Annotated in this window: 25 protein-coding genes and 1 pseudogene; 5 read left to right on the forward strand and 21 right to left on the reverse strand. The window is 46.3% G+C overall.

Translation table 11 applies throughout. The features are described from left to right. Positions 1–38: 38 nt before the first annotated feature. The 8 genes from B2X65_RS17670 to B2X65_RS17705 all read right to left on the reverse strand — a co-directional run bounded on the left by B2X65_RS17670 (position 39) and on the right by B2X65_RS17705 (position 6,083). Positions 39–1,115 carry a DUF4236 domain-containing protein gene (locus tag B2X65_RS17670; protein ID WP_290614953.1) on the reverse strand — a complete coding sequence of 359 codons (1,077 nt, stop codon included), beginning with the start codon at positions 1,113–1,115 and terminating at the stop codon, positions 39–41. Positions 1,116–1,421: 306 nt separating this feature from the next. Continuing rightward, positions 1,422–2,681 (reverse strand): alpha/beta hydrolase-fold protein, encoded by a 1,260-nt coding sequence (locus B2X65_RS17675; protein WP_290614955.1) that lies wholly within the window; start codon positions 2,679–2,681, stop codon positions 1,422–1,424. Between the two features lie 2 nt (positions 2,682–2,683). After that, positions 2,684–3,763, reverse strand: coding sequence for a serine hydrolase domain-containing protein (locus B2X65_RS17680; RefSeq protein ID WP_290614957.1), 1,080 nt, complete (start codon positions 3,761–3,763; stop codon positions 2,684–2,686). 132 nt (positions 3,764–3,895) lie between these two features. Then, positions 3,896–4,354 carry a nuclear transport factor 2 family protein gene (locus tag B2X65_RS17685; RefSeq protein WP_290614959.1) on the reverse strand — a complete coding sequence of 153 codons (459 nt, stop codon included), beginning with the start codon at positions 4,352–4,354 and terminating at the stop codon, positions 3,896–3,898. Positions 4,355–4,580: 226 nt separating this feature from the next. After that, positions 4,581–4,877: a type II toxin-antitoxin system RelE/ParE family toxin gene (locus B2X65_RS17690; RefSeq protein ID WP_290614961.1), complete on the reverse strand. Its 297-nt coding sequence runs from the start codon at positions 4,875–4,877 to the stop codon at positions 4,581–4,583. Beyond that, positions 4,877–5,131 carry a type II toxin-antitoxin system ParD family antitoxin gene (locus B2X65_RS17695; protein WP_290614963.1) on the reverse strand — a complete coding sequence of 85 codons (255 nt, stop codon included), beginning with the start codon at positions 5,129–5,131 and terminating at the stop codon, positions 4,877–4,879. Before B2X65_RS17695 ends, B2X65_RS17690 begins: the two co-directional genes overlap by 1 nt. A 251-nt stretch (positions 5,132–5,382) precedes the next feature. Beyond that, the gene (locus B2X65_RS17700; RefSeq protein WP_290614965.1) at positions 5,383–5,925 is read right to left on the reverse strand and encodes a hypothetical protein; all 543 of its coding nucleotides are present in this window, start codon (positions 5,923–5,925) and stop codon (positions 5,383–5,385) included. Further along, positions 5,922–6,083, reverse strand: a complete 162-nt coding sequence (locus B2X65_RS17705; RefSeq protein WP_290614967.1) for a hypothetical protein — start codon at positions 6,081–6,083, stop codon at positions 5,922–5,924. Before B2X65_RS17705 ends, B2X65_RS17700 begins: the two co-directional genes overlap by 4 nt. 218 nt (positions 6,084–6,301) lie before the next feature. Between B2X65_RS17705 and B2X65_RS17710 the strand changes: the two genes are divergently transcribed. Together B2X65_RS17710 and B2X65_RS17715 are read left to right on the forward strand one after the other, a co-directional pair. Further along, complete coding sequence (locus B2X65_RS17710; RefSeq protein WP_290614969.1) at positions 6,302–6,763, forward strand: CreA family protein; 462 nt, start codon at positions 6,302–6,304, stop codon at positions 6,761–6,763. Between the two features lie 285 nt (positions 6,764–7,048). Further along, complete coding sequence (locus B2X65_RS17715; protein ID WP_290614971.1) at positions 7,049–7,882, forward strand: hypothetical protein; 834 nt, start codon at positions 7,049–7,051, stop codon at positions 7,880–7,882. A gap of 130 nt (positions 7,883–8,012) precedes the next feature. On the opposite strand, the pseudogene B2X65_RS17720 reads toward B2X65_RS17715, so the two are convergent. The 4 genes and pseudogenes from B2X65_RS17720 to B2X65_RS17735 form a co-directional block, all read right to left on the reverse strand. Continuing rightward, positions 8,013–8,765: pseudogene (locus B2X65_RS17720) on the reverse strand (PhzF family phenazine biosynthesis protein); the annotation flags it as partial. 667 nt (positions 8,766–9,432) lie between these two features. Continuing rightward, positions 9,433–10,149: an RluA family pseudouridine synthase gene (locus B2X65_RS17725; RefSeq protein ID WP_290614973.1), complete on the reverse strand. Its 717-nt coding sequence runs from the start codon at positions 10,147–10,149 to the stop codon at positions 9,433–9,435. A gap of 12 nt (positions 10,150–10,161) precedes the next feature. Further along, entirely contained in the window at positions 10,162–10,686 is a 525-nt protein-coding gene (locus B2X65_RS17730; protein WP_290614975.1) for a GNAT family N-acetyltransferase, read from the reverse strand. Positions 10,687–10,714: 28 nt separating this feature from the next. Further along, a complete protein-coding gene (locus B2X65_RS17735) occupies positions 10,715–10,858 on the reverse strand; it encodes a hypothetical protein (protein WP_290614977.1) in 144 nt (47 codons plus the stop codon). Between the two features lie 302 nt (positions 10,859–11,160). On the opposite strand from B2X65_RS17735, the gene B2X65_RS17740 reads away from it, so the two are divergent. Continuing rightward, positions 11,161–13,287 (forward strand): hypothetical protein, encoded by a 2,127-nt coding sequence (locus tag B2X65_RS17740; RefSeq protein ID WP_290614979.1) that lies wholly within the window; start codon positions 11,161–11,163, stop codon positions 13,285–13,287. A gap of 136 nt (positions 13,288–13,423) precedes the next feature. On the opposite strand, the gene B2X65_RS17745 is transcribed toward B2X65_RS17740, so the two are convergent. Further along, positions 13,424–14,368, reverse strand: a complete 945-nt coding sequence (locus B2X65_RS17745; RefSeq protein ID WP_290614981.1) for an ATP-grasp domain-containing protein — start codon at positions 14,366–14,368, stop codon at positions 13,424–13,426. Positions 14,369–14,380: 12 nt separating this feature from the next. Then, positions 14,381–14,800, reverse strand: a complete 420-nt coding sequence (locus B2X65_RS17750) for a DUF1801 domain-containing protein (protein WP_290614983.1) — start codon at positions 14,798–14,800, stop codon at positions 14,381–14,383. 305 nt (positions 14,801–15,105) lie between these two features. Between B2X65_RS17750 and B2X65_RS17755 the strand changes: the two genes are divergently transcribed. Continuing rightward, positions 15,106–17,208: an alpha/beta fold hydrolase gene (locus B2X65_RS17755; protein WP_290614985.1), complete on the forward strand. Its 2,103-nt coding sequence runs from the start codon at positions 15,106–15,108 to the stop codon at positions 17,206–17,208. Positions 17,209–17,376: 168 nt separating this feature from the next. Here the strand turns inward: B2X65_RS17755 and B2X65_RS17760 are convergent, their stop codons facing one another. The 7 genes from B2X65_RS17760 to B2X65_RS17790 all read right to left on the reverse strand — a co-directional run bounded on the left by B2X65_RS17760 (position 17,377) and on the right by B2X65_RS17790 (position 22,756). After that, complete coding sequence (locus tag B2X65_RS17760; protein WP_290614987.1) at positions 17,377–18,417, reverse strand: serine hydrolase domain-containing protein; 1,041 nt, start codon at positions 18,415–18,417, stop codon at positions 17,377–17,379. A gap of 173 nt (positions 18,418–18,590) precedes the next feature. Next, the gene (locus tag B2X65_RS17765) at positions 18,591–19,307 is read right to left on the reverse strand and encodes a L,D-transpeptidase family protein (RefSeq protein ID WP_290614989.1); all 717 of its coding nucleotides are present in this window, start codon (positions 19,305–19,307) and stop codon (positions 18,591–18,593) included. Positions 19,308–19,563: 256 nt separating this feature from the next. Further along, positions 19,564–19,920, reverse strand: coding sequence for a VOC family protein (locus B2X65_RS17770; protein ID WP_290614991.1), 357 nt, complete (start codon positions 19,918–19,920; stop codon positions 19,564–19,566). A gap of 188 nt (positions 19,921–20,108) precedes the next feature. Continuing rightward, positions 20,109–20,324 carry a hypothetical protein gene (locus B2X65_RS17775; protein ID WP_290614993.1) on the reverse strand — a complete coding sequence of 72 codons (216 nt, stop codon included), beginning with the start codon at positions 20,322–20,324 and terminating at the stop codon, positions 20,109–20,111. Then, complete coding sequence (locus B2X65_RS17780; protein ID WP_290614994.1) at positions 20,318–20,860, reverse strand: RNA polymerase sigma factor; 543 nt, start codon at positions 20,858–20,860, stop codon at positions 20,318–20,320. Before B2X65_RS17780 ends, B2X65_RS17775 begins: the two co-directional genes overlap by 7 nt. A gap of 9 nt (positions 20,861–20,869) precedes the next feature. After that, positions 20,870–21,262, reverse strand: a complete 393-nt coding sequence (locus B2X65_RS17785) for a DUF6249 domain-containing protein (RefSeq protein ID WP_290614996.1) — start codon at positions 21,260–21,262, stop codon at positions 20,870–20,872. A gap of 6 nt (positions 21,263–21,268) precedes the next feature. Further along, positions 21,269–22,756 carry a class A beta-lactamase-related serine hydrolase gene (locus B2X65_RS17790; RefSeq protein WP_290614998.1) on the reverse strand — a complete coding sequence of 496 codons (1,488 nt, stop codon included), beginning with the start codon at positions 22,754–22,756 and terminating at the stop codon, positions 21,269–21,271. 138 nt (positions 22,757–22,894) lie between these two features. Between B2X65_RS17790 and B2X65_RS17795 the strand changes: the two genes are divergently transcribed. After that, complete coding sequence (locus tag B2X65_RS17795) at positions 22,895–23,515, forward strand: DUF4440 domain-containing protein (RefSeq protein ID WP_290615000.1); 621 nt, start codon at positions 22,895–22,897, stop codon at positions 23,513–23,515. The last annotated feature ends 135 nt before the right edge of the window (positions 23,516–23,650 follow it).

Here is a 23,650-nt window from a genome sequence, read left to right on the forward strand (position 1 = left end):
TGGAATCAGCGAAGCGAAGCGTCCCTTGAAGCCCATTGTTAGATGCTTTTTGCCAACATGGCGATAGCACTTGAAAAGCCATCCCCATGACCAACCCTTGATACTTCAATCCGTTCATTTAATCCGGTATCACTTGTCAAGTTCAGGTCTTCGTATAAGGCTATTGGCAGTTCACGATTATCCTTGAAGCGTTTATCAGGGCCGCCTCGTTTATTAACATACTTCCACGTTCTATCCACGACCTTTGCATCTCTTGGTACACTTCCATCTTCGATGAACCTTGTTCTTTCCACCGATATTCTAAGATTCGGATAACTCACTGCGCCAACACCATTTGGCTCAAAAATAAGCACCTTGTCAGGAAAAAAGTATAAAGTTTGCTTACCAACCGGAATGGATGGAACTGAAACATTGGTTTTTACATAAGGTGGATTCCCTAAGCTCAGTGATATTGAGGTTCGCTTGATTACACTAGTGGCACCTGCATTACGTTTTCTATCTTTAACAGCTCCTTCCGCCTCCACGTGCCATTTGCTAGATGATGATGAAAGCTGCCCGAAAGAGTCGTGCAGTTCCTGATAAAGCGCTTCAATTTCAGGTTCAAGCTCGAAGAATAGAACCGTTGTTTTTCTTAAGCTGTCCTTGACCGATGCGAAAACAGTGAGAATGACTGAAACGGCTGCTATAGCAAAAGCAAGAGTTGGTGTTTCTGAACTTTTAAAGGCGACAAACGTTAAAGTAGCGCCAAGCACTGCTATAAACGGCCAGATTCTTACCTTCTTTCTATTGTCATTCATTTCAGCGACAAGGTCGGCCGATGATGAATCAACCATCTGTGTGATATGTGCGCTCTCGATTTCTCTTAATGACTCGTGCTCAATCTCGGTGTTGCTTTGCTGTAACTCTGGGCTATTTGAAGTTTGATTTCTCCCAGTGGAACCAGAGGGTAAAGTTTTTCTGTAATACAAGCCTCCGCTTCCCATATGGACATAGTTGCCCCGGGGTCCCGTCCCAAAACGTAACCCTTTAACTCCAGCTGATACGCCAACGCCGGATTTTGATAAATTGAACCTGAAGGGTCCGACGCTAATTGCTTTACGAATATAAAATCCCATCTATGGAACTCCCTTCTTTTGCATCTAATACTCATTCGGCGGGCCGCCCCGTGTTTAAACATGGGTTAACCTGCCTTTGTAAATTTAATGTAGAAACATTACCCCGGTTCTTTAAAACTTACAATAACTTATAGGTACAGCTAGTATTTATGCCGGCGACAAATACGGGGCAACCCGTCTAACAAAGCACGGGGCATTTTTAGCGGCAAGCTGGATACAAATACATCACTTAAATTCCCGGTGAGATATCGAAAGGAAGGTTTGCTTCACACCCTGAAACTTCTGACACCACCTCAGAACCTGTGTTTACTGAGCTAAAAGCTTTAGCAGTCTCTCCTTGCGGGCAAGATAAACGTCATAGCCGTCATAGCCTTTACCAGATAAAGCGAGTGCTTTTTTAACTTGAGCCAGTGATTCTACGTACTTCTCACTTTGCTCGTAGCCATAGGCCAGACCGTTGTATGCATCTGGTTTATCGGGATACAGCGTTATGCCATATTTGAACAGTTTAATCGCCTGTTCAAAATTGCCGATGTTAACGAAGTGGTAAGCCAACTCACGCACCATCCATTCCGGTGGCGCAGTCTGTTCGCCATATTGAGCTGATAGCCGCTGGTAATAAACTGCAATTGAGCTGGTGTCGCCGGTAAAGTCTCGAAGCGGCATCCGTAGCGGTAAAAACAGATTCTGATAAGCATTAAAAATGCCAGCGACTGAGGTTAACCCGTGCGGGACATTGTCAAACTCATCATTTATGAATGTTAAGCCTTTAGGCGCGTTGGCTGAAATAAAGCTTTGCAAATCGTTGTAGCGCTCTCTCATCAAGCCACTTTCTTCACCAATGTTCATATATAAATAGGTGTCTAGTTTTTTTGTTTCAGACATAAACGCTTTTGTGCTTTTCACCGATGCCCCATAATTCCACCAAACAGCTGCACTGTAAGCGAGATGCGCCTGGAAAAGTTCGGGGTTGGTTTGCAGAGCGTACAGTACAAATACGCCGCCAGCGGAGGCCCCGGCAATAACTTTAAAATCATGGGTACGGTATTTTTTATCAACGAAAGGGATAAGTTCATTTTCTATAAAACTTAAGAATTTTGGCGCACCACCGCCAGCGCCAACAGGTCCCTGAGGCTCCTGATTAACGGTTGGGTAAAAATCTCTCAACCTGTCAGTATTTTCAATGGCGACAATGATTACTTCAGGCGCAGAATTTGCTTCTTGCAGGCGCTCTAACACTGCCGAAATAAGCGGAATATTACTCTTACCGTCCAGCCGATAAATAACAGGATAGTGCTTGTCCGGCGAAGCGCTATAGCTCCTGGGAAGTTGCACCGTAATAGTTCTGTTTTCGCTCAGAACGTCCGAATGAAGGGTATCTGTCAGTATTCTGTATTCATTGTTGGAAACTGCTGCCTGCTGAGCGAAAACAGCTGAAGCAATAAATAACAAACCTACAAAGGTAACTATTATTTTGGCAATATTCCTTTTCTTCATTATTTTTCCATTTATTTTAATAACTTCAATAAAGCTGGCCAGAAACGTTGCGCTATTCTTCCAGGCCACAGCTATTTCGGCAATATCAGCGCCTGGACCGAAGTGACCAGCGTGTGCGACCAGACACCATCTTTATTGCCGTTGGTCAGATAGACAACTACGTAATGATCATCAAGATTATCATCGAACAAAATGCGCACCCGCACCTTGGTGCCACCGTCGTGGCCGACCTCGTGCCAGCGACCTGACTTACCATAGTCCCAGCCTGCGGCAAAAAATCCAAAGTTACCGTTAGCGAACTGATAGGGCTTCCAAAGACGCAGCAGCTCCCGCTTTGCAACAAGACGCCCTTGCGCGATTGCCGACATAAATTTGCCCATGTCGTCCAGTGTCATGTAAGCGCCTACGTGCGCGGCGCTGTAATCCGGCCATGCAATCGATAAATCAGGCTCAATTTCTCCCTCATTCGCCCGATAACTTTCAACAAGGCGACTTTGGGGTACGTCGGCACGATCATGCCACGTTTCCTGCAGGTCTAGCGGTTCAATGATTCGCTCGCGCACCAGTGTGCGGTATGGTTTACCCGTTATGGATTCGAGGATAGCCGCGATAACCAGATTGTTGGTATTGGTGTAGTTTGTCTGTTCGCCAGGTGCAGATACAGGCACATCTTTTAAGTTGGTAAAAACGGCTTTCAGGCTGGGCGAAAAAGGCTGTGAGAAATCATTACTGTCAAAATATTCAGGAATGCCCGAGACATGGTTTAAAAACTGTTCGATCCGGATATTTCGCCAGGATTGCGGCAAATTCTCGACATAGCGTGAGGCAGGCGCAGAAAATTCAATCTTGCCTTCTTCCTGCAATTGCATCGCCAGGGTGATGGCGAATAGCTTGCTTACTGAATATACCGGGAAAACCGTTTCAGGCGTGACAGGTGTGCCGTTTTCGAGCGCCGTCACGCCGATAGCATTGCGGTACAGAATCTCGCTGTTGTGAAGTACAAGCACGGCCTGACCAGGAATGCCATGTGTTTGCTGATTAATCCGCAGTTGAGCATCAACTGCAGTATGGACATCAACATTGGAAGTCTGGCCATTGGCAGCACAGGCGAAAAATAAGCATAGCGAGGCAAACACACCAAATTTTGTCATTTTATCTCCAACTTACACCGGCAATATAACCCGAAAACCGGCTAACAGCCGCCAAATCCGCCAAAAGCCACGCAGCGGTTTGGCGCCGCAGCCAAGGTTTTTTTGCTGGCAATAAAATTTGTGATCTGTGAGTTATTCACTGTAGCGACGGATAACAGAGACTTTGCCATTTTCTAGTTCAAGTACATCCAGTGCTACTTTGCTGTAGCTAAAATCTGAACCATCTGCTCTTTTGCCTTTTGCAGAATATTTGTGCTTAATAGAAACGGCGTTGTATCCATATTGATAGTCGATAAGTTCCGCTTTGTATTCTGTATGAACACCCAGATAATGCATCATACCTTTACGCATCAAGGCTTTGCCATCTGGTTCACGAGAGTCATCAGGCGCGTTCGGGAAATGTTGGTTGCCAACGTCATCGGTAAGAAAAGACAAATAATGTTCCAAATCTTCCGCCGTTGCATTTGGTTGCTGAGTCATCACCTCTGCCTGGTGATAAGCTTTAACAAACGCATCGTAATCAAATTCATCAGCCAGTGTGCCTGAACTAAAAAATAGGAAACCCAACAACGACATAATTCCTTTTTTCATACTAACTCCTTTTTTAAAATTTAATAACGCAGCAAGCAGTGGCCAAAACCTGCACGATAAAGCAGTATGCCCCGCCCCGTTGCTATAACTGTACGTCTTTGTAAATTTGATGTTGATGACATTACATTGTAACTGGCTTATTTACAATGATTTATAGGTGAACGCAGTCTTAGCCATCGTGACCAATACGACAACTTTGGAGAATCAGTGTGTGTGGTTTTTAACGTTAATCCAACAGCCTCAGGGGCGCATCCATCTCTTGGTGCAGAACGCGAACAACCCGCAGCTCTGACTGCAGCACACGATAGAAAACTGCGTGATGCTCTACCTGCAATCTGCGATAGCCAGTCAGCACATGCGCATAGTCAGTGCCGAGCAATGGATGGCTAAGCAGCTGTCTGATGCCCGTCTCAAGCTGATCCATGTATTTATCAGCATGCTCTGCTCCCCACTCTGCGCAGGTATAAAGCCAAATAGCGGTAAGGTCAGATTCCGCCTTCGGTGTAATGCTTAGCGTTAACACTAGTCAGCCGGTTTCATCAGTTTACGGCCAGCCGCTTTAATAGCAGATATATTCAGTGCTTTAGGCTGGCCGCTTGATTCGCCATCAATAAGTGCCTGCCTCAGAGCGGCCAGACGTTCCCTCGCCTGCTGGTCTCTGCGAATAAGATCCCGGATATACTCACTATCATTACCAAAATGACCGCTTTCAATCTGAGTTTTTACCCAGTCGTCCTGCTGCTTAGTCAGGGTAATGGTTTTCCTGTGCATACTCATAGCTCGTACCTCTCATACCGTATAGTATGACAATATCACACTATCTGCTAATGTCGAATCAATGTTCCATTTGCTGGCAGACATAACAACTACCCAAATTTTTTAGCCAGATTAGCAAGCCGTTGCCCCAGATAAGTTGCGGTAATTAAGTCAGTGTCGTTAAGTGCACCATCGGTGGAATGAGCTATTAAGCCTGACTGAAGTGCTGCAGTTACTTCTGCTGCAGCAATACTTTTCACTTTTGCTATGAACTAAACAGCCTTTTCAGCCCGTTTTTTGCGCCACAGCCTTGCCACTGCTGCCAGAATGCTGCGTAAAATCCAGGATAGCAGCGCGAACGGCACGGCAATCAGCAGCGGCAGAATGCCGCCGAAAGTAAAGGTCATTGCCATAACAAAGCCGCAGATATACTGCAGCCGGTATACCGGGAACAACAACGCAACCAGCAGCAGACTAAAAAATATAATACTCGTCAAGGTCAGCATGCCGGCGCTGAAGGAAATGGCTAATACTGCGCCATAGGAGGCAGCACCAAATAGGCCGGGCAGTATCGAGCGTGGCACCCTGGCCCATCTGGCCAAATGAGCAGGCTGTTTTTGGCAATACCAGCCCAGTGCCGCAGCTAATAGTGGCAATGTTAGCAATTCAAACCAGTTAGAAATGGCCGGCAGCGTCGCATCATTTAACAGATGATGGCTTTGCACCCCGCCACTTAACTGTTCATAAGTAAGATGTATGCCAGCCAGCAACAGTGCGGCCAGCGGCAACCAAAGAGGATATGCTGATTGCTTCATGGGTTACTCCTTAGGGCAATTTTATCTGCCTTGAAAATCAGCCATAAACTCAGCGCCAACTCACCAAATTGGCCCAGATAGTTAATGGCCAGATAACAGCAGCCGCCAAAACGGACAAAACCCGGCGTCACGCCAGAGCCTGATGTTGCAACCGCCATATTCATTCCTTAATCAATATGCTTAAAACTGCCAGCGCAGCCTTTTACTGGCGATATGCTGCACCGGGCAAACGGTTTTGCCTACAGTAGATTTGTTACCAGTCATGTCAGAAAGCTAACCGGCAGTGTGCAGTTACTTACCCCGCCGGTAGTGCTATGCTGACTAACAAACCTGCCACGCTGGCAGCGCTGAAAAACTAACCTGAGGAGAGCTACATATGCGTCCTGTTTACTGTGGATTACTATTGCTGATGCTGACCGGCTGTGGCAAAAATGAAGTTGGCGATGTATCACTGGGGGTATTTACCACCAAGGACATTAAACTGGATGCCATTGTCGACCCTGTCGTTACCGGGGTAACCTGTCATGTTTCAAGTATTGAAGCTAACCTCGACTTTTCTGACCCGTCTGACAGCTCCATCGCCTGTCGCCAGACCGGCCCTATTACCGCAGCAATGATTGCGCAAATAGATAAAAGCAAAAACGGTGATGTGCTGTTTACTAAATCAAAGAGTATCTTCTTTAAAACCATGAAAATACGTCGTATTTTAGACGCTGAAAACCAAACGTTGATGTATGTGTCTTATTCCACCAAAGAAACCTCGGGCAGCTTTAAACACAGCTTGTCTACCGTGCCACTGTGGGGAACTGAAGCTTATACCGCAGCGAGCTTACAGTAAAAGAGGGGGCAGCGATAAATACAGCGAGTAAGTAAGGTTTTAGCGTACATTTGCAGTAGTCATTGAACTGGAAGCAAACACATAACCGTAGTTGGTTAAAGCTGTCCAGTCCTTTCAACTTAAAGCCAGAGGTCTGGTTCAGCGGCGATTTATGATCACAGAGTACAATTCCGTTTACTTAACCATGATGTCGCTTATCTGGAGAGAACCGGAGTGTTGCTGAAACGGTATATGCTATCGCTTGCCACCCTATTGCTGAGCTTGGTTTTATTACTGAGCTTAGTCATGCCAGCTATAGCGCAAGAACCTAATCAGTCTCAGATCAACTCGCTTGAATGGGTAATTAACACCGCGCCCCCCTTTCACATCGTGGATGGTCCGCTTGCGGGCAAAGGTATTTGTGACGCACTGATCGACGTTATAGATCAACACTTACCCGAACTTGAAAGCAAGCGTTTAGTGTTGCCACAATCCCGTATCCGCCAGCAATTTCAGCGTAAGAAAAACCAATGCTTTCCGTGCATGATTTATCGCGCCACGCCGGGCGACACCATTCAAAGCGAGCCTACGCATTTTTATTACCCTCACGGAATTATTACTACCCCGGAGAAAGCGCGTTTAATTCAGGCGCGTCATGGCAACCCGGTTAGCTTTGCCAGTTTAATTAACGATAATACTTTACGCTTTGGCTATCCCGATGGCCGGCACTACCCTGCCGTGCAAAACATTTTAGATAAAGCACTGCAAACTGATATCAGCCGTATTTCTCACACGGGTGAAAATGCGACTGTCGCTATTCTGGCTATGATTAAAAAAGGCCGCATTGACTACACTCTGGAATATCAAATACTGCAGAATTTAGACAATGCTGAGAATCCCCCCGGCAGTTTGGTATTTTTGAAAATTGCCGAAACTCAGGGACAGCATGTGCTTGGTGCTGTCGGTTGTACCAACTCAGAATGGGGCCGGGCGGCAATAGCAAAAATAAATCAGGTACTGCCTCTCGTTCGCCAGCATCCACAATTTTTGCAAGTGCTGGGGCTGTGGTTTAATGATGATCCAGATTCAGGCCCTTACCGTGAATTATTACGCGAGCGGGTTTGGCAAGCTGACGAGTGAGGAAGAGCGTTATATCCGGCATGCAGAGAGAACAACTGCAACACCCGCCTTGGCTCGCCACAGCAACTCCTTCGCTCACGCTCACTCAAACACTCTGTGTCGACCAAAACGGGGTTCCAGCTGCTCTCTTTTAAATGTAAACGGTGCCTTTCAGATATAATACCGCAAAGCCGGACACTAACACCCGGTCATTGCTGATCTTGCAATATAAGATGCCGCCGCGTGCGGATGCCTGATACGCCACTAATTCTGTTTTGGCTAACTGCTTCGCCCAGTAAGGCGACAGTCCGGCGTGAATTGAGCCGGTTACCGGATCTTCATCACCACCGTTAGCTGGCCAGAAATAGCGGGAGATAAAATCATACTCATCTGTGTTGGTGCTGGCACTGGCTTTAGCGCTAACCACCAGATCAAAAGGCGCTAACTGCTTTAACTGCTCTGAGTTATAGCTCAGGTTTTTAACCTCCTGCTCAGTTGCCATTATCGCAAAATAGGCCTGGCGGTTTTTTAATACCGTAATCGGTGCTACTGATAAACCTGCTAATAACGCGTCCGGCACCTGCTCAACAACATCCGGGCATTGGTTGGGAAAGCTCATTTCAATTCTGCCGTCGCTATGCTGATTCACAAATAATGAACCCACCTGCGAGGTAATAAACTCAATTTCGCCCTGCCCGGCCAAATGCTGAAATATCACATAGGATGACGCTAACGTGGCGTGACCACAAAAGTCGATTTCAGTTAATGGCGAAAACCAGCGGATTTCATATTGATGAGCGGATAGCGAAAAAATGAAAGCAGTCTCTGACAGGATAATTTCACCAGCAATACTTTGCATCACTTCCGGCGCCAGCCATTGCGTTAGCGACACCACCGCCGCTGAATTATCTTTAAACTACTGCTTGGTAAACGCATCAACAATATAAATAGCTAATTCCTCGCGGGACGCCTTAGGTTTACCGTGTCAGCAACAGGCATTTCAGGTTGTTGTAGTGATAGTTTCAGGCACTGTCATCGGTTTCGCGGTATAAGTCGTAACTGACGTGTTGAGAGAACAACTGCAACACCCGCTTTGGCTCGCCACAGCAACTACTTCGGGCATCCTGCCCTTCGCAAGCCAGCAGAGCTGTTCAAATACGTTCCCGACGTATTTGTCTCTCGCTTTCGCTCGCTCAGACACTCTGTATCGACCAAAATGGGGTTCCAGCAGCTCTCTTTCACATATCGATTTAACGAATAGAGGATAGAACCTCTTTTGAAGGAGCTGGGGAGTGTCTGAGCCCCTGCTGCAAGGCAACGGGCGAGTTGCCCCGGCGAGTGAGGAAGAGTGTTGTATCCGGCATGGCGGGAGAACAACTGCAACACCCGCCTTGGCTCACCACAGCAACTACTTCGGACATCCTGCCCTTCGCAAGCCAGCAGAGCTGTTCAAATACGTTCCCGACGTATTTGTCCCTCGCTTGCGCGCTCACTCAGACACTCTGCGTCGACCAAAACGGGGCTCCAGTCGCTCTCTTTCAGGTATCGATTTAACGAATAGAGGATAGAACCTAAAAAGGGCTGGCGCTTTGCCCATGGCAAGCCTCGCCGGTTAGCGGATGCTGAAAATAAATATCACTAGCGTGCAGCAATAATCGCCCTGCCAGTTGCTGGCTGGTTGCACTGTGATACAAATCACACCCCAGTATGGGATGGCCGATGCTCAGGCTATGGATACGCAGCTGATGGGTACGGCCGCTTAGCGGGGTAAACTGCACCAGGCTGCGCTTTGGCTGGTTAAGCCGCGCCAATACTTTAAACTGGCTGATCGCGGCTTTACCGCTTTTGCAAATTTTTACCCGGGGAAACTGGGTTTTATCTTTAGCAATAGGCGCAGCAATCTGCCCTTCATCAGCAGTGACCCAGCCTTCCAACATCGCAGTGTAATGCTTTTGTACTGTGCCATCCTGAAACTGTTTATTAAGCTTAGCGGTGGCATCTGGGGTCAGCGCCACCACCATAATACCCGAGGTACCAAAGTCTAAGCGGTGCGGTAATCTGGCATCGGGAAACGCCGGGCTGTTTCCTTGCCGCCCTTGTTCTAAACGGCCATTCACTAAGTGCCCATTTACCAATCGAAAATGCACCGAGTCAAGGTTAAGCGGGTTTTTACCGGATAAACTCAACAAGCCGGAGGGCTTATTGATCAGTAATATCGCCTCGTCCTGATATAAAACATCCACAGGTTCATGGCAGGCAGGTGCAATAAAGGTATCAATAATGTCCAAGAGCCCCCCGCTTCAGCCTTTTGTATCGCTAAACAGCGCAGCTTGCATATAACGCGCTTGCTCACCCTGATAGCTGTTCAGAGCGTGCTCTGCGCTACCGGTTAGCTTAGTAACTACCCTGAAACCCTGTCGCTGCCAGTAAGGTACCGAGCCCTGCACGGCTACCAGGGCCAGTTTCGTCAGGCCCTGGCTTAATGCGTACTGCTGAGCAGTAGCAAGCAAGCGGCTGGCCAGCCCCAAGCCGCGCGCTGCCGGGTTTACGGCCATATCATGCAGGTATAGCAGCTCAGGCATAGCATTTAATGTAAAAGCCGACGCCAACGGCGTAATCTGGCCATTGATTGACGGATAACAAAATAAATAAGCTAATAACTGGCCATTAGCGTTTTCAGCCAGCCAGCAACTGTCAGCAGCGACACTTAAACGTTGCTGCAATAGTACCGGGCTTTCATATAAGGCATCGCTGTAGCAGCTATCCTGCAGTGCCACGACTGCCGTAATATCTGCCGGTTTAATTAATCGGATGGTTATTGTCATTGTCATATTCTTAACGCGGCAAAACCTGTTAAACACTACCCGCTGTTTCTACCACTAAAATCCTTGCCTCGCCCACCGGATGAGCGACATGCTCACAGCCAATACCAGCGTAAAAAATATCACCGGCATCTAACCGGCTAACCTGTTCGGTGCCATCCTGGCGGTAATGCATATCATACCTTAACTACCGGTTTTCACCTGACACAGAGTTTACACCAGACGGTTGACATAAAGAGCATTATTTTGATTAGCAAAAAGCAAGACCTGCCCCGCAGCTCCTTATTCAAAAAGAAAGGCCCGCCCCTAATATTTCAGACAAAGCCATATCGTTTTATCCGTCTTTGCCAAGCCATAAAGGTAAGTCCGGTGACAAATAGCATCCCGCGGTTCCATTTATGATTTGATCCGTACATTAATTGTACTGCTGCAGTTTATCCATTATGGTTAATACATAAATAATAATGAGCAGGACGCATGACATTATTTACAGAGCTAAAACGCCGTAACGTATTCAAGGTTGCCAGTGTTTATCTGGTTACCTGCTGGATAATCCTGCAAATTGTTGCGGTTATATCGCCCGCCTTACATCTGCCTACTTTATTCAGTACCATTACCACCGTCATTCTGGCGATTGCCTTTCCGTTTGTATGTATTTTTGCCTGGGCCTTTGAACTGACACCGGAAGGGCTTAAACGCACTCATGATGTGGATATTAACGAGTCTATTCGTGAGCAAACCGGCAGTAAAATTAATTATATTTTAGCCGGCGCGTTAGCGCTGGCATTGGCGTTTATCTCTTACCAAAACTGGTTTGTCAGTTCAGCCGATGACAGTTTAGAGCGCTCTATTGCCGTATTACCGTTTGAAGATATGAGTCGGGATAACTCCCAGGGCTATTTTGGTGATGGTATTGCCGAGGAAATTCTTAATTCTTTGGCGCGCTTAAATCAGTTGGTGGTGATAGCCCGAACATCATCGTTTAACTTTAAAGGCAGCCAAACTGATATTCGAAAAATCGGCGAACTACTTAATGTTAACTATGTACTCGAAGGCAGTGTGCGCAAAGACAAAGACAAAGTACGTATTTCCGCACAGTTAATTGAAGTTGCCACTGGCGCACATATCTGGTCACAAACCTATGATCGTGAACTCACCAGTATTTTTGACCTGCAAGATGAGCTGACCTTTGCCATTACCCAGGCACTCAAACTAAATCTGTTACCCGAGCAGGTTGAACAGGAAGCCGGGATGACCACCAATCCCGACGCCTATGAGTTATTTATTCAGGGGCGGGAGCTGGCTTATCAGCGCACATCGGAATCATTAGAGCAAGCCGCTGACTTATTGCAACAAGCCATTAAGCTCGATCCGCAGTTTTATCTGGCCAAGGCGCAACTGTATATGGTGTATAACTTTGCCTTAGACTATGGTGGCTTTACCGAGGTATTGCGCGAGTCAGCGACAGAACGCTTGTTTTGGGAGCTATTGGCGGCACCAGATTTTCCACTTAAAACGCTGGTAATGGCAAAGCACGCTGAGAACAACATTAAGCTAGAAGTTAGTCAGGTGCTTTTTCAACAAGCTTATGCACAAGCCCCCAATGACCCGCTCATTCAAAACGTCAGTACGTTAAGACTGGATAATTATCAGGATATGATTCTGCGCCGGGAGCAAATACTGAAAACCAATCCGCAAAGTCAGGTCAATATGTCCAACCTGGTTTATTTGTATTTAGTAACGGAACAGCCAGAGAAAGCTCAAGCATTGTTATCAAGAATGGAACGGCTATTTCCCGACAGCTCACTGAACTTCGTCAGCAACCTTTATTTTAGTTACGCCTACCAACAAGACATTGAAGCGACGTTAGCCCTGGTTAACGACTATCGCGGCGAGCCAAATGCAGACTATAGAAGGGCAAAATCTGCAGTCAATATCCTGACCGGCAATACCGATACCGCGCTGGATTATATGGCAGCAGAGTTACGCCAGTCACCGGATTATGCAGAGCAATTTTATAACGCCTTTTTACTACTACTGGATTTAGATATGCGAGGCAAACTCAACGAACAACAAAAACAGCGTTATCAACAATTACCGGTTAGTGAATCTACAAAAACCGAATTACTGACATACTACAAGCTGCTGTTAGGCGACGAAACCTTGTATGAACAACAGCAGCAGTTGGCAGGCCTAAGCGCAGAGGAGTTTATGCAACGCGTTGATCTTAATCGCAGTGAGCCTTATGACTACGCAGCCGTTAAAAAACGCAAAGGCGACGACAGTTATGTACTGGCACTGCAAACTAACCTTGCTAATGCAAATTCCCTATGCCAACAAACCCAAAATAAGCTCGGCTGGTGGTGTGCAGGTCTTATGTATTTCGAAGGCGATATTCCCCTCCAGCAAACCCAGAATATGTTTAAGCGCCAACCAATGCTGGACACATTCACCATAGGAATTGAGAAGTTTATCTTAAGCTCGCCCGCCTTTTACGGAATGAGCCAACACCCTGAGTTTGAGCCGCTTGCCAATGAATTTTTAGACAACACCTTTAGAAAATGGAACCCGGATTTAGTGCCGGAAAAAGCCATTAAGCATTAGAGACAATTAATCAGAGAGTACGACATTGTAATTTACACGTATCGGATTCTCTTCTTGTTTCTTGCCTTTCTAAATTGGCAAAAGGCAAGACCTGACCCTGCTACTCAATGACCCTGCACTTCCGACAACCGAATGCTTACAACGCTAACTTATCTAACTCACTTTTAAGGTACTGCGCCAACTCTAGCATGGCAAATTGCCCTGCCTTTGCCTCAGCGTCTGAATTATAATTAGTATTGGTGTTCACATCATAGGCATAGCTATTGCCATCAGCATCCTGGATGGCCTCAATACCCGCAACCTGAATAGCGTTCGCTTTCAGAAACCTCTCATACTGATCAATAAACGCCGGCCGATAGTCTTGCAGTATTTCAAATTTAGCCTTGGGCTGCGCTGGCGTTTGGTCAGTAGGGCAGAACATGTCGCCAATTGAGCAGGCATCGGCCGGGCAAAGCTCGAAGCCCTCAGAGGTATCCACTTTAACTGCATACAAAAACTTACCGCCAATAAACTCGTGCCGGATGATAAAGGGTTCGGTTGCCTTAATATATTGTTGAATTAGGGTAATGCCATCAACCGGCGCATCAAAATGTGGTCCATCCAGATAATCTTGCAGTGCCTGTACCGAGTGAAATAATTGCACCCCCTGCCCTTTACCGGCTCGATTATGCTTGGTAATAAATGAGCCCATACCAAGCGCGTTTGCCGCTTCAATAATGTGCTTTTTGCCGACTGCGGCAATGGTTTTTGGCGTAGCTATGCCTGCTTTTTCTAAAGCTAAGTACTGATGTACTTTGCTGATCTCTAAACTTAATGCACGACTGCCGTTTATTACTTTACGGCCATGATGCTCCAACCAGGCGATAACCGCGCCAGCCAGTTCCGGGGCAAAGCGGTGATCCCGGGTATGTGAGGATGCACTAATCCGATTATAAAATATGCCCTCTGGTGGCTCGGCCGATAAGTCGATTGAGCCTTCATCTAAATGCCATAACTCATAAGGGTAATTCAATTCATCAAGTCTATTCTGTAAATGAACTGTCCATTCATTGTTTTCATGTAGCACGTAAATCTTGCTCATTGGGTTTAGTCCTTAATTACCGTAACGACGCTGCACAGCAGCAATGGAATTGACGATTAGCTGCTCTAGTACATTGCTGTCAAGATCAGCCAGCCGTTTGAAATACAGACAGGCTTTGCTCTTCCGGTGCTTTCCGAGCGTGGCCAGAAGTGTTTCATCTTCAGCATCTTCACAGGACAGGTAAACGACAAGCTCCCGCCCTCTAATCGCAAACCCCGTCAGGCAGCTTTCACCGGTCCTTCCGCTTTTATAAACATAACGATACGAGCCGTAACCGACGATGCTGGGACCCCACATTTTCGGATGCTCGTTGGTAATACCTTTGAACATTGACATCAGCACCTGGCAATCGGCTTTCTGCTCGTCAGATGCCCGTGAAGCAATGTATTGTTCCACACTGGCGTCTGTTGCCTGAGTTTTAAGTTCGGCCATCTCGTCAACCTTCTCTTTTATGGGACGTTATCCAGGATACGCATAGCGTGACTGGGTTAACTGAAACAAAGTTTACACCAGTCAGGTGTTATAAGTCGTGTTCGATAGGATGGTTTACGTTTCAGCAAAAGCAAATTAGCGATAAATAAATGACACTGCCTTTTTTGAACTTTTTTCCGTCAGTGAGGGCTTTGCTCACAGGTGTTTTATAGGCAGATTGTGATTTATAAACTACGATGCATAGGTACCGTATTCTCTAACCCTATGCGGTATCACATGAAAACGATAATAATAAGGGATTTATAATGACAATAAGCAAGCAGCTATATCTCGTAGCATTACTGGTATTTGGTTTATGCACCCAACCATTCGCCCAGGAATTACCGGCAGTCGACGACAGCACCAACGCGTTGATAAATGATTATGTCAGCGACGTAACCCGTGTTGTTTGTCCTTTTAAAAATGACATAGATTATGAGCCAGGCAGAGTGCGCTGCGGCTTTATTACGGTACCGGAAAACAGAGAGGTGCCCGATAGTCGTTTACTTCGAATCATTTTCACCCACATTACTGCCCAGGCGAGTCTTGATATTGAGGACGATGACACATCAGCAAAAGAGGATGAGGAAATACTTGAATCAAGAGCAGACCCCATTATCTACCTTACCGGCGGGCCTGGAGCGGGCATAGAATTTTATGTAAAACGCTTTTTAAAGCATGATTTAACCAAAACCCGGGATTTATACATCCTTAATCAACGCGGTATCGGCGATTCTGAAGAGCTTTGTCCATACTATGATGCTACCAGCCGCGAACTGGTGCTGGCGGACAATCAAAAAGGGCAGGAAATTGAAGACGCAGAACGGATGAAGGCATGTTTTGCAGCAGCCACCAACCGGGGAGTCGATTTAAGCGCCTACAATACGGTCGAAAATGCCAGAGATGTGCGGGCACTTCGCCAGGCTTTAGGGTTCGAGTCGTGGAATGTGTGGGGCATAAGCTACGGCAGTCATTTAGGGCAAATGTTAGTTAATGTAGATCCTGAAGGAATACGGGCTTTGGTGCTCGATGCCATTGTGCCTAATGATTTAGGCGATTTAATGCGTATTCATCGCTGGGTTGCGCGCAATCACGAGAATGTGTTTACAGAATGTGCGCGGCAAGGCGCGGCAATTTGTGAGGGCTTAGAGCAGGCGTTTTATGCGGCGGGTAATGCCCTTATTGCTAACCCTGTTATGGTCGATGCTTTTGACGAAGAACTTTTTCCGTCGGGTAAAGCGAATGTGCCGGCTTTAATAGCCGCTTTTGCCCCGTTCTCTATGCTGTATGAACAAGACGAACACCCCGCTATTCCTTCAGTTATGCGCGGCTTAGTCAATATGATTGATAACAGGGACGACGAGGTATTTCAGGCCTTAGCAAATGGCGCAGGAGAATTTTCCCGCAGTACTGGTCTGGGTATGGGTAGCGCGATACGTTGCAACGATGGTTATATGGCGGCCGAAGCCAGTATTGCAGCAGAGGATTTACAGGAAGATTACGGTTTTAATCAGGGCGCATTTTCAGTCGAAGGCAGCCAGTTAATGGCTGATGCCTGCGTTGAGGCAGGTTTAGCCCCGCGTGATCGCAAGGATTATCAACTTATTCAAAGCACTATTCCAACCTTGGTAGTTAATGGCTATTGGGATCCCATCACTCCGCCAGCGCTGGCTGAACGCATTGCCCCAGGGTTTAGCAACGGCCGCTTAATCATTGTGCCTTACGCCGGTCATGGCCCTACGCGTTCAATGAGCGAATGTGCATCGCAAGTGCTCACTGACTTTTTCGACAACCCAAGCCAGAATCTTGCTGAATTAGATGCAACTTGTCTGGAGGAAGGCGCAGAGCCGCCAGAGTTTTTGGATTACCTGCAAACAGATATGCATTTAAAGCTGGCCGCGCGCGCCATGGATGAGCCAAAGAACGTTGTCGTCCCTGGATTGCTCGCCTCTACGCCTGTCATTATTTCCTTACTAGGTTTAATTATGATTTCCTGGGGGGCGATTACCCGACGCTTTAGCTCAAGTAATATCGACGTGCCAGGCCTTGGCCCGATAACTCCCCGCCTTATTGCTTTTATCACGACGCTTTTTTTACTGATGGGTGTCGGACTTATTGGGCTCGGTGTGCAAGCGGCCGTTGAAATCAGTGAAGTCAGTCTTATTGCTGGTTTTGCGCCACCTGCCAGTATTGGGGCATTACTGGTGCTGCTGGCAGGACTATTTGGTATAGCAACGCTTGTACTGACGTTAAAGGCGCATAAAAAGAGTCCCCTGAGAAAACGTTCCAGAATAGGCTTTGTTCTTGTTGGCCTTTCTGCAATTGTACTAAGTTTTCTCTTTGTTAGTTGGGGTATAACGCCTTGGTAGAAACGCTATTTGCTCTGGTTGAGTCATAAAGCGTCGTCCTAAGGAGTCTTGGCGTCAGGTGTTGTTTCTTGCCTTTTGGGATTGGCAAAAGGCAAGACCTGACCCTACACCTCTATAATAAACATGATGACGTGTTCTGGACTGTTTAGTCCCAATGTGACAGGCAGCTTATTGCTGGCGTTGTTGTCTTTTCAGTATTTTAAAGAATCTGCGATTAATGATTTGTGACAGGTTCCAATTGTACAATTCAGGATCGGTTGTGCTGTAGAACGCAATAACTATTGCGTCGAGGTCCTGGTCATATTCTGCGAAGCTCTGATACCCAGGCACCCATCCGGCGTGCTCATATTTATAAACAGAAGAATATATTTCCTGTTCGCCCTCATCAAACACCGTCCCGTCAATCAGTGCTCTTAGAAAAATGCCGACATCTTCGGCTGTGGCTAACATCCCATGTTCATCGGCTTTTAAATTATAAGGATGACCGACATGGTAACCACTCATTACCTGATCGATATTGACATCGGTAAGCGAACTGAAGGTGTTGTTAAGGTTCAGTGGGTTTAAAATGCGCTCCTGAATGAAGCGGAAATTACTATATCCCAGCACATCGTCCATTATTTTATTGATCAATAAATAGTTGGTGTTGCAGTATTCGTAATCTGTACCGGGCTTAAAGTTTGCAGGCTTGTCCAGAATTAGGGCCAGGCTGGCGTCAAAGGTTGCTGTAGGTGCGGCCCAGAAATTTGGCGCATCCGTGAAATTAGGAATGCCGCTTCGATGCTGAATAAGCAGTCTTAAGGTGATTTTATCTGCGTGCTCAATTCTTCCCACAAGTTCGGGTAAATAATCAGCCAGTGTTTTATCCAGCGAAAGCTTTCCCTCTCTCACCAGTTTGGTAACCGCCACCACATCATACAGTTTACTGATACTGGCTATCTTAAAAAGCGCTTGTGGCCTGGCGGCTATTTCAGCGTCCCGATCGTGCCAGCCAGATGCAAACTGCTTACCGGGCTGGCCGGGGTAATTGACATAGACAATGGCACCAGCAAAACCATGACCAACGGCTTCATCTAACTGCTGCTGCAGCGTGTCGGGTAACGGCAGGATCCAGGCCTTTACCAATAGCCATGGCACAAAAAACAACGAGCATACCGTTGCCACGAGCAACGCTAGCCGTACCATTATTATTTTATTTTTTTTATGCATAATACGTCGATCAGTATGTTTCTAAACGCAACGGGTGCGCTTGTGTTAAATGGCACAATAACGCCGGCGGCGCTAACAGCACTAATAGTTAATGTTGCAACGCAGGTAAGTATCAGCAATATGCATTTCATTTATCTCTCCTTGTGTTATCCAAACGAGGTTGCTACTGCTTGTTATTTCCCCGTAACCCTTCTATAGCTTATTTCTATCGCCGAGTACAAATCTTGAGTCCAAGCTGGAGCGCCATGCGGAACGGTTAGCCTTGCCAGACTGGGATCGCTTGGTGATATAATTACTTGAGTCTTACTTTTCCCGGTTTTATAAACAAGAGTGAATAAATCTTCTATCGCCGGGTCTCCCACAGCCAGACAACCAATTGAAACATCTCGGCCGTGAATGAAAATATTCGTTCCCGGACTATCTCGACCTTCCGCTTTGGCGTGCATTAAATCAAACTCATTCGGGTAATTTAGCTTCATAGAAATATGGTATGCGCTATTGGGGTTGAATCCGACTATTTCGTAAATACCTTCCGGAACCTGTCGATCACCTTCAACCAGCTTTGGACCAAGTTCACCACTAGCAGCAAGAACAGGGTATTCTGTTATTTTTTTGAACATCTTGTCTTCGTTTGCTCCCCAGATTTCCAGCATAGCGCTATCTTTATAAGCGATTAAAGTCAGATGTTCAGGCGGATAGGAGATGCCTACTTTTTCGAACATTGGCGCTAAGTTACGCCGTGTTTGTTCTTCGTATCTAGAAATCACGTCTTCAACAGTTTTCTTATCCATAAACTTTATTACCACCGGATACCAAAGTGATCTCCCATACTGATAGAAAAGGAACATCACGGCAGTGACTACCAAAATTAAGATTAATTTCGTTTTCATTTCACCCTACTTGAACAACGGTCCATGCTTTTGGTTACTACCATCCAAGCCATTGTAGCCCCCTATGAATAGAGAACCTGTTTCAGTATTGTTGAATAACTCATATGCCAGCCCATCCATCATTTTTATCTGTTCAATCTTGCAAATACTCACAAATTTTTTATCCAGTTCAAAAGGCACGTAAGAGATAGCGTTTTGATTCCAGTGGCGTACTGTTGCAAGTCAAGCGCTGCAAGCGCGCTATCTGATAGCTTTGTTATAGCTTAAACTCTCTGATTTGTATGTGATTTCCGTCTGGATCTGAAATATTGCAGACGCTAAATACGGGATTTGACCACTCCCCCGCTAGCGCTTCGCCACCCAACTTTTCAACCCGACCTCTTGCGTCTTCGAGGCTCTCTACCGTGAGAAATATTTTTACTGTATTGAAGTGGTGTTCAGGGATCTTAATTGGTGGTGTGTGGATCACGATATTGAAATCACTATCGCCAACACTGATAAAATCATCCGTTTCTCTTAGCAAGGTCATGTTAAACATACCAGTATAAAAATCAGACAATCTCTTTATATTGTTTGAGTAAACTATAACTCCGCTTTTCTGTGGTCCGCTCATATCGTTCCTATCTGCGCGATAACGCTCAGCGTAGCCGCACTGGCAAATAGCCGTTTGTAGTAAAAAAGTTTACCTTACTGATTTTCTGGCAGCTTGGAAACCAGAGCCAGTATTAAAGTGGCAACAGGCCCCAAGATTAATGAAATTAAAACCCACGCTAAGCCACTACGATATTCGTGCTGGTGCATCTAGTCGCTGAGAATAAGAACCACGATAACCAGTAATGCAGCCGCCGCCAACTGTGTCAATGTCAGTAACGGCAACAGCGTACGTTCCGTGTTTAGCAGGCTGTTGTAAGCCAACATCAGCAGCGGGGCAGGCAAGCAAAACAGAGCTATAACCACGCTGCGGCGATACTGCCGCAGCCAGAGTCTGATTTTTTGTTTTAATGTCAGTTTCAGCATTGAGCGTTACTCCTGTCCAGCGTCGTTCGCGCCTGCATCATATAGGTTTTTACGCTACCCAACGGGATCTGCATTTTATCGGCAATTTCAGTTTGCGAATAACCATAAAACTCGGCATAAACAAAAACTTGCTGTTGAATGGTTGATAAAGACGCAATCAGCGTAGCGGCATCCAGCTGTGCGGCTGTGTTGTCAGTATGGCTAAGCGTACCGGCTTCTGCAGCGAACCAACGCTGTTTAAGGGCAGAGAAAATATTACCTGAGCGTTTAGCCTGCAACATTTCATTGATAGCAATCCGCAGTAACCAGGTAGAAAACTGCGCTTGTTGCTGAAACTGCTGAATATTTAAAAAGGCCTTAACATACGTTTCTTGCACCAAATCATCAATATCTTGGCGTTGTTCGGCAGATTTAAACGCCAAAAAACCGCGCAACTTATTGTCATAACGGCTGAACAGCTCATTAAAAGCTGTCGTATCTCCCGACACCTGCACTATGGCAACCAGTTGCTCAACCGAGGCCTGTTTTAGCGACACAGCATGGTCTTAATACAGCCGTTGCCGTTCAAGCCGGGCCAGCAGCAAAAACGCCAGCCCTAACAACGCCGGCAAGATGGCTATGCCGTTTAAGGCATCGTTTAAATCCAGATTGCCATTTTGACGAAAATCGGCAAAGTAGGAAAACGCCAGAATGCTGGCTGACAACACCAACAAAAATACACCTTTACGGGTATCACGGTTTGCTGAGAAAAAGTGCCGCGCCACTTCACGGATTGTTTCCGGCGGCAACGTTAGCTGTTGTTGTAATGAGCGTTCTATCATCTGCAAAAACAGGCGTTTTTTCTTGTAGTTATACAGCAGTATTAACCCCATCAGCGCGACCAACGCGCTGAAGACGATAAGCGGAACCAAAATCTCTGCCCATTCTAGTCCATTCATACTTATTTAATTTCGTTGCCAAAGTTCTGCACCAAGGTACAGCTGCGGCAGAAGTTGTTCAAGTACCGCTGTGGCATTATCGCCATTCATAAAAATAACATAACCGTTTTGGCTTTGTGGTGAAAACACAGCTAAGGTGGACACGCCAGGATCACGGCCGCTATGCAGCAACAACGATTGCTCACCCGGGAAACCACTGAAAATCTCCCAGCCCAAGCCGAAATAATGTTGAGGCCCAATGCCGACATGATGCGCTTGCATGTCCTGGTACACTGCCGGCATTGCTTGCTGTTGCGCCATAACAAACACCATAAATTTGCTGTAATCGTCTACCGTGCTGATCAAATTGGCGGCGGCATTTGCCTTGTAGTATCTCTCTGTCTCAAACGCCTTGCCGTTGCTGTCGTGGTTGCGGGCGTAGCGGTGTTCATTCACTCCTTGTGACCACCAAAAATAGGTATCGGTCATACCGGCCGGTTCAAATACATATTGCTGTGCCAGGGCTTCCAGCGATTGGCCAAATTTATGCTCCAGCGCCCGGCGAAGATATTCAAAGCCTTCACCAGAATACTGATGTTGCGTGCCGGGTTTAAACTGAAAGCGTAACCTGTTGTCTGTTTCCAGATAGCGCCAGTTGGCAAAGCCGGTTTGGTGCGTCAGCACAATTCGGGGTGTCAGCAACAAATGCTTTGGGTCAGCTTTAAGGTCCGGGTCAACCCAGTAGTCTGCAAGAGGTTCATCAAGCTGAAGTTTGCCTGCATTAACAAGCCGCAGCGTCAGCATGGTTACCACTGGTTTGGTTAACGATGCCACTTTAAACAGGGTATTTTGCGGTGCTGTAGTATCCGGCGTAAGCTCGCCATATACTTGAGTCGATAGCAGTTTGCCATGCTCAATAATGCCCAGGCCCAGCGCGGGCACCTTATTTTGGTGTAGCAAGCTGATAATAGCTGCCGCTTGAATATTGCTGTTAACGACCTCAGCCGGCTGATGATCATAACTGAGCACATCGCTAAGCTGCCAATCGTCTCCAGCCTTTAACCAGACCGAAGTAAACCGAGCCGTGCCGGTTAGCTGGTCTGGTTTTCCCGCTTCACGCAAATAAAACTGATGTTGCCCATGCTGCACTGCACCATACAATATGCCGTCACGATGCAGCGGAAAGGTACTCAAACTGTCGGCGGCTAATTTGCGGATGGGCTTGTTCGCCATATCACCACAAATATATTTTTGCGTGTTTTGCATAAACAAAGCTTTATTCTGAAAACCACTTTTGTCGTGATAAAACCTCAGCTCAGGGCTGACAGTTGCGTCCAGATAAGCGATATCACACTCGTTAAAGCCACGCTGAAAAAACAAAGCGTCTTGTTGCGCTAGTTCATCATGCAGGCTCATATCTTGTATGCGGGTATCGGTTGCCGCGGCGAAAGGGCTTGTTGCCAGCAGTACGGCAGCAAAAAAAAGGTGCCGGGAAACAGTATTTAAAAGCGTCATATCATATCCTGTGAGTTAATTTAAAACTTAGATGCACTCAGGATCTGATTTGGATTTAATAATAGAAAATAAATTTTGTTGCTGAAGCCTCTAGGGTCAGGTCTTGCTTATTGCCTTTCAAGCCTCTAGGGTCAGGTCTTGCTTATTGCCTTTCTGGATTGGCAAAAGGCAAGACCTGCGCCTTCACTTCTATTTTTCCTTACTATACTCAACCATACCTATATGTTGGCAATAATAAAAAATATGAAGAACATAAATTTTATTTTTCTCGCAGTAATTTTGCTTAGCTGTGCTCAAAAAGAAGAAAAAACTACAACGATGGCAACTTCAACCACACAGGAACAACCTCAAATAACGGTTGAAGATAACCTGGCCATTAAAAATATTATTGATACCCACTCAAAAAGTGGCAATTTTGAGGAAAGGGAAAAAATATGGTCGGAAGATGGTCGGTGGTTACAAGCGTTTGGCCGGGTATTTCGTGGTAAAGATACCATAAAGAATTTTGAACAAAAATTACACTCAAACGCAGGTTTTGCTGCATCAAATGTGAATGTCAGGCGTGATCCTGAAATAAAATTTTTAAGACCTGACGTGGTGGTAGTTCATCAATATCATGAGAGGGAAGGACAAGTTATCAATGGCGTGGTAACCCCAACACGAAGAATAAATACAACCTATATTATCACAAAAGAAAACGGAACCTGGCTACTTAGAGATAAAGTCACTATGGATGAACGTCAGCGAAGTACAAACTAAGGGAGCAGACCCAATCTCATATTTAATTATTAGGGTCAGATCCTGAGGGATCCCCACGAATTTAACGCCTGTATTCAATGTTGTAACTCGTCTTATCCAGCAAGTGTTTACAGTGGCGCAAGGTATTGCGCCACT

Source organism: Arsukibacterium sp. UBA3155 (genome assembly GCA_002364615.1).
In the GTDB taxonomy this organism is placed as follows: Bacteria; Pseudomonadota; Gammaproteobacteria; order Enterobacterales; family Alteromonadaceae; genus Alishewanella.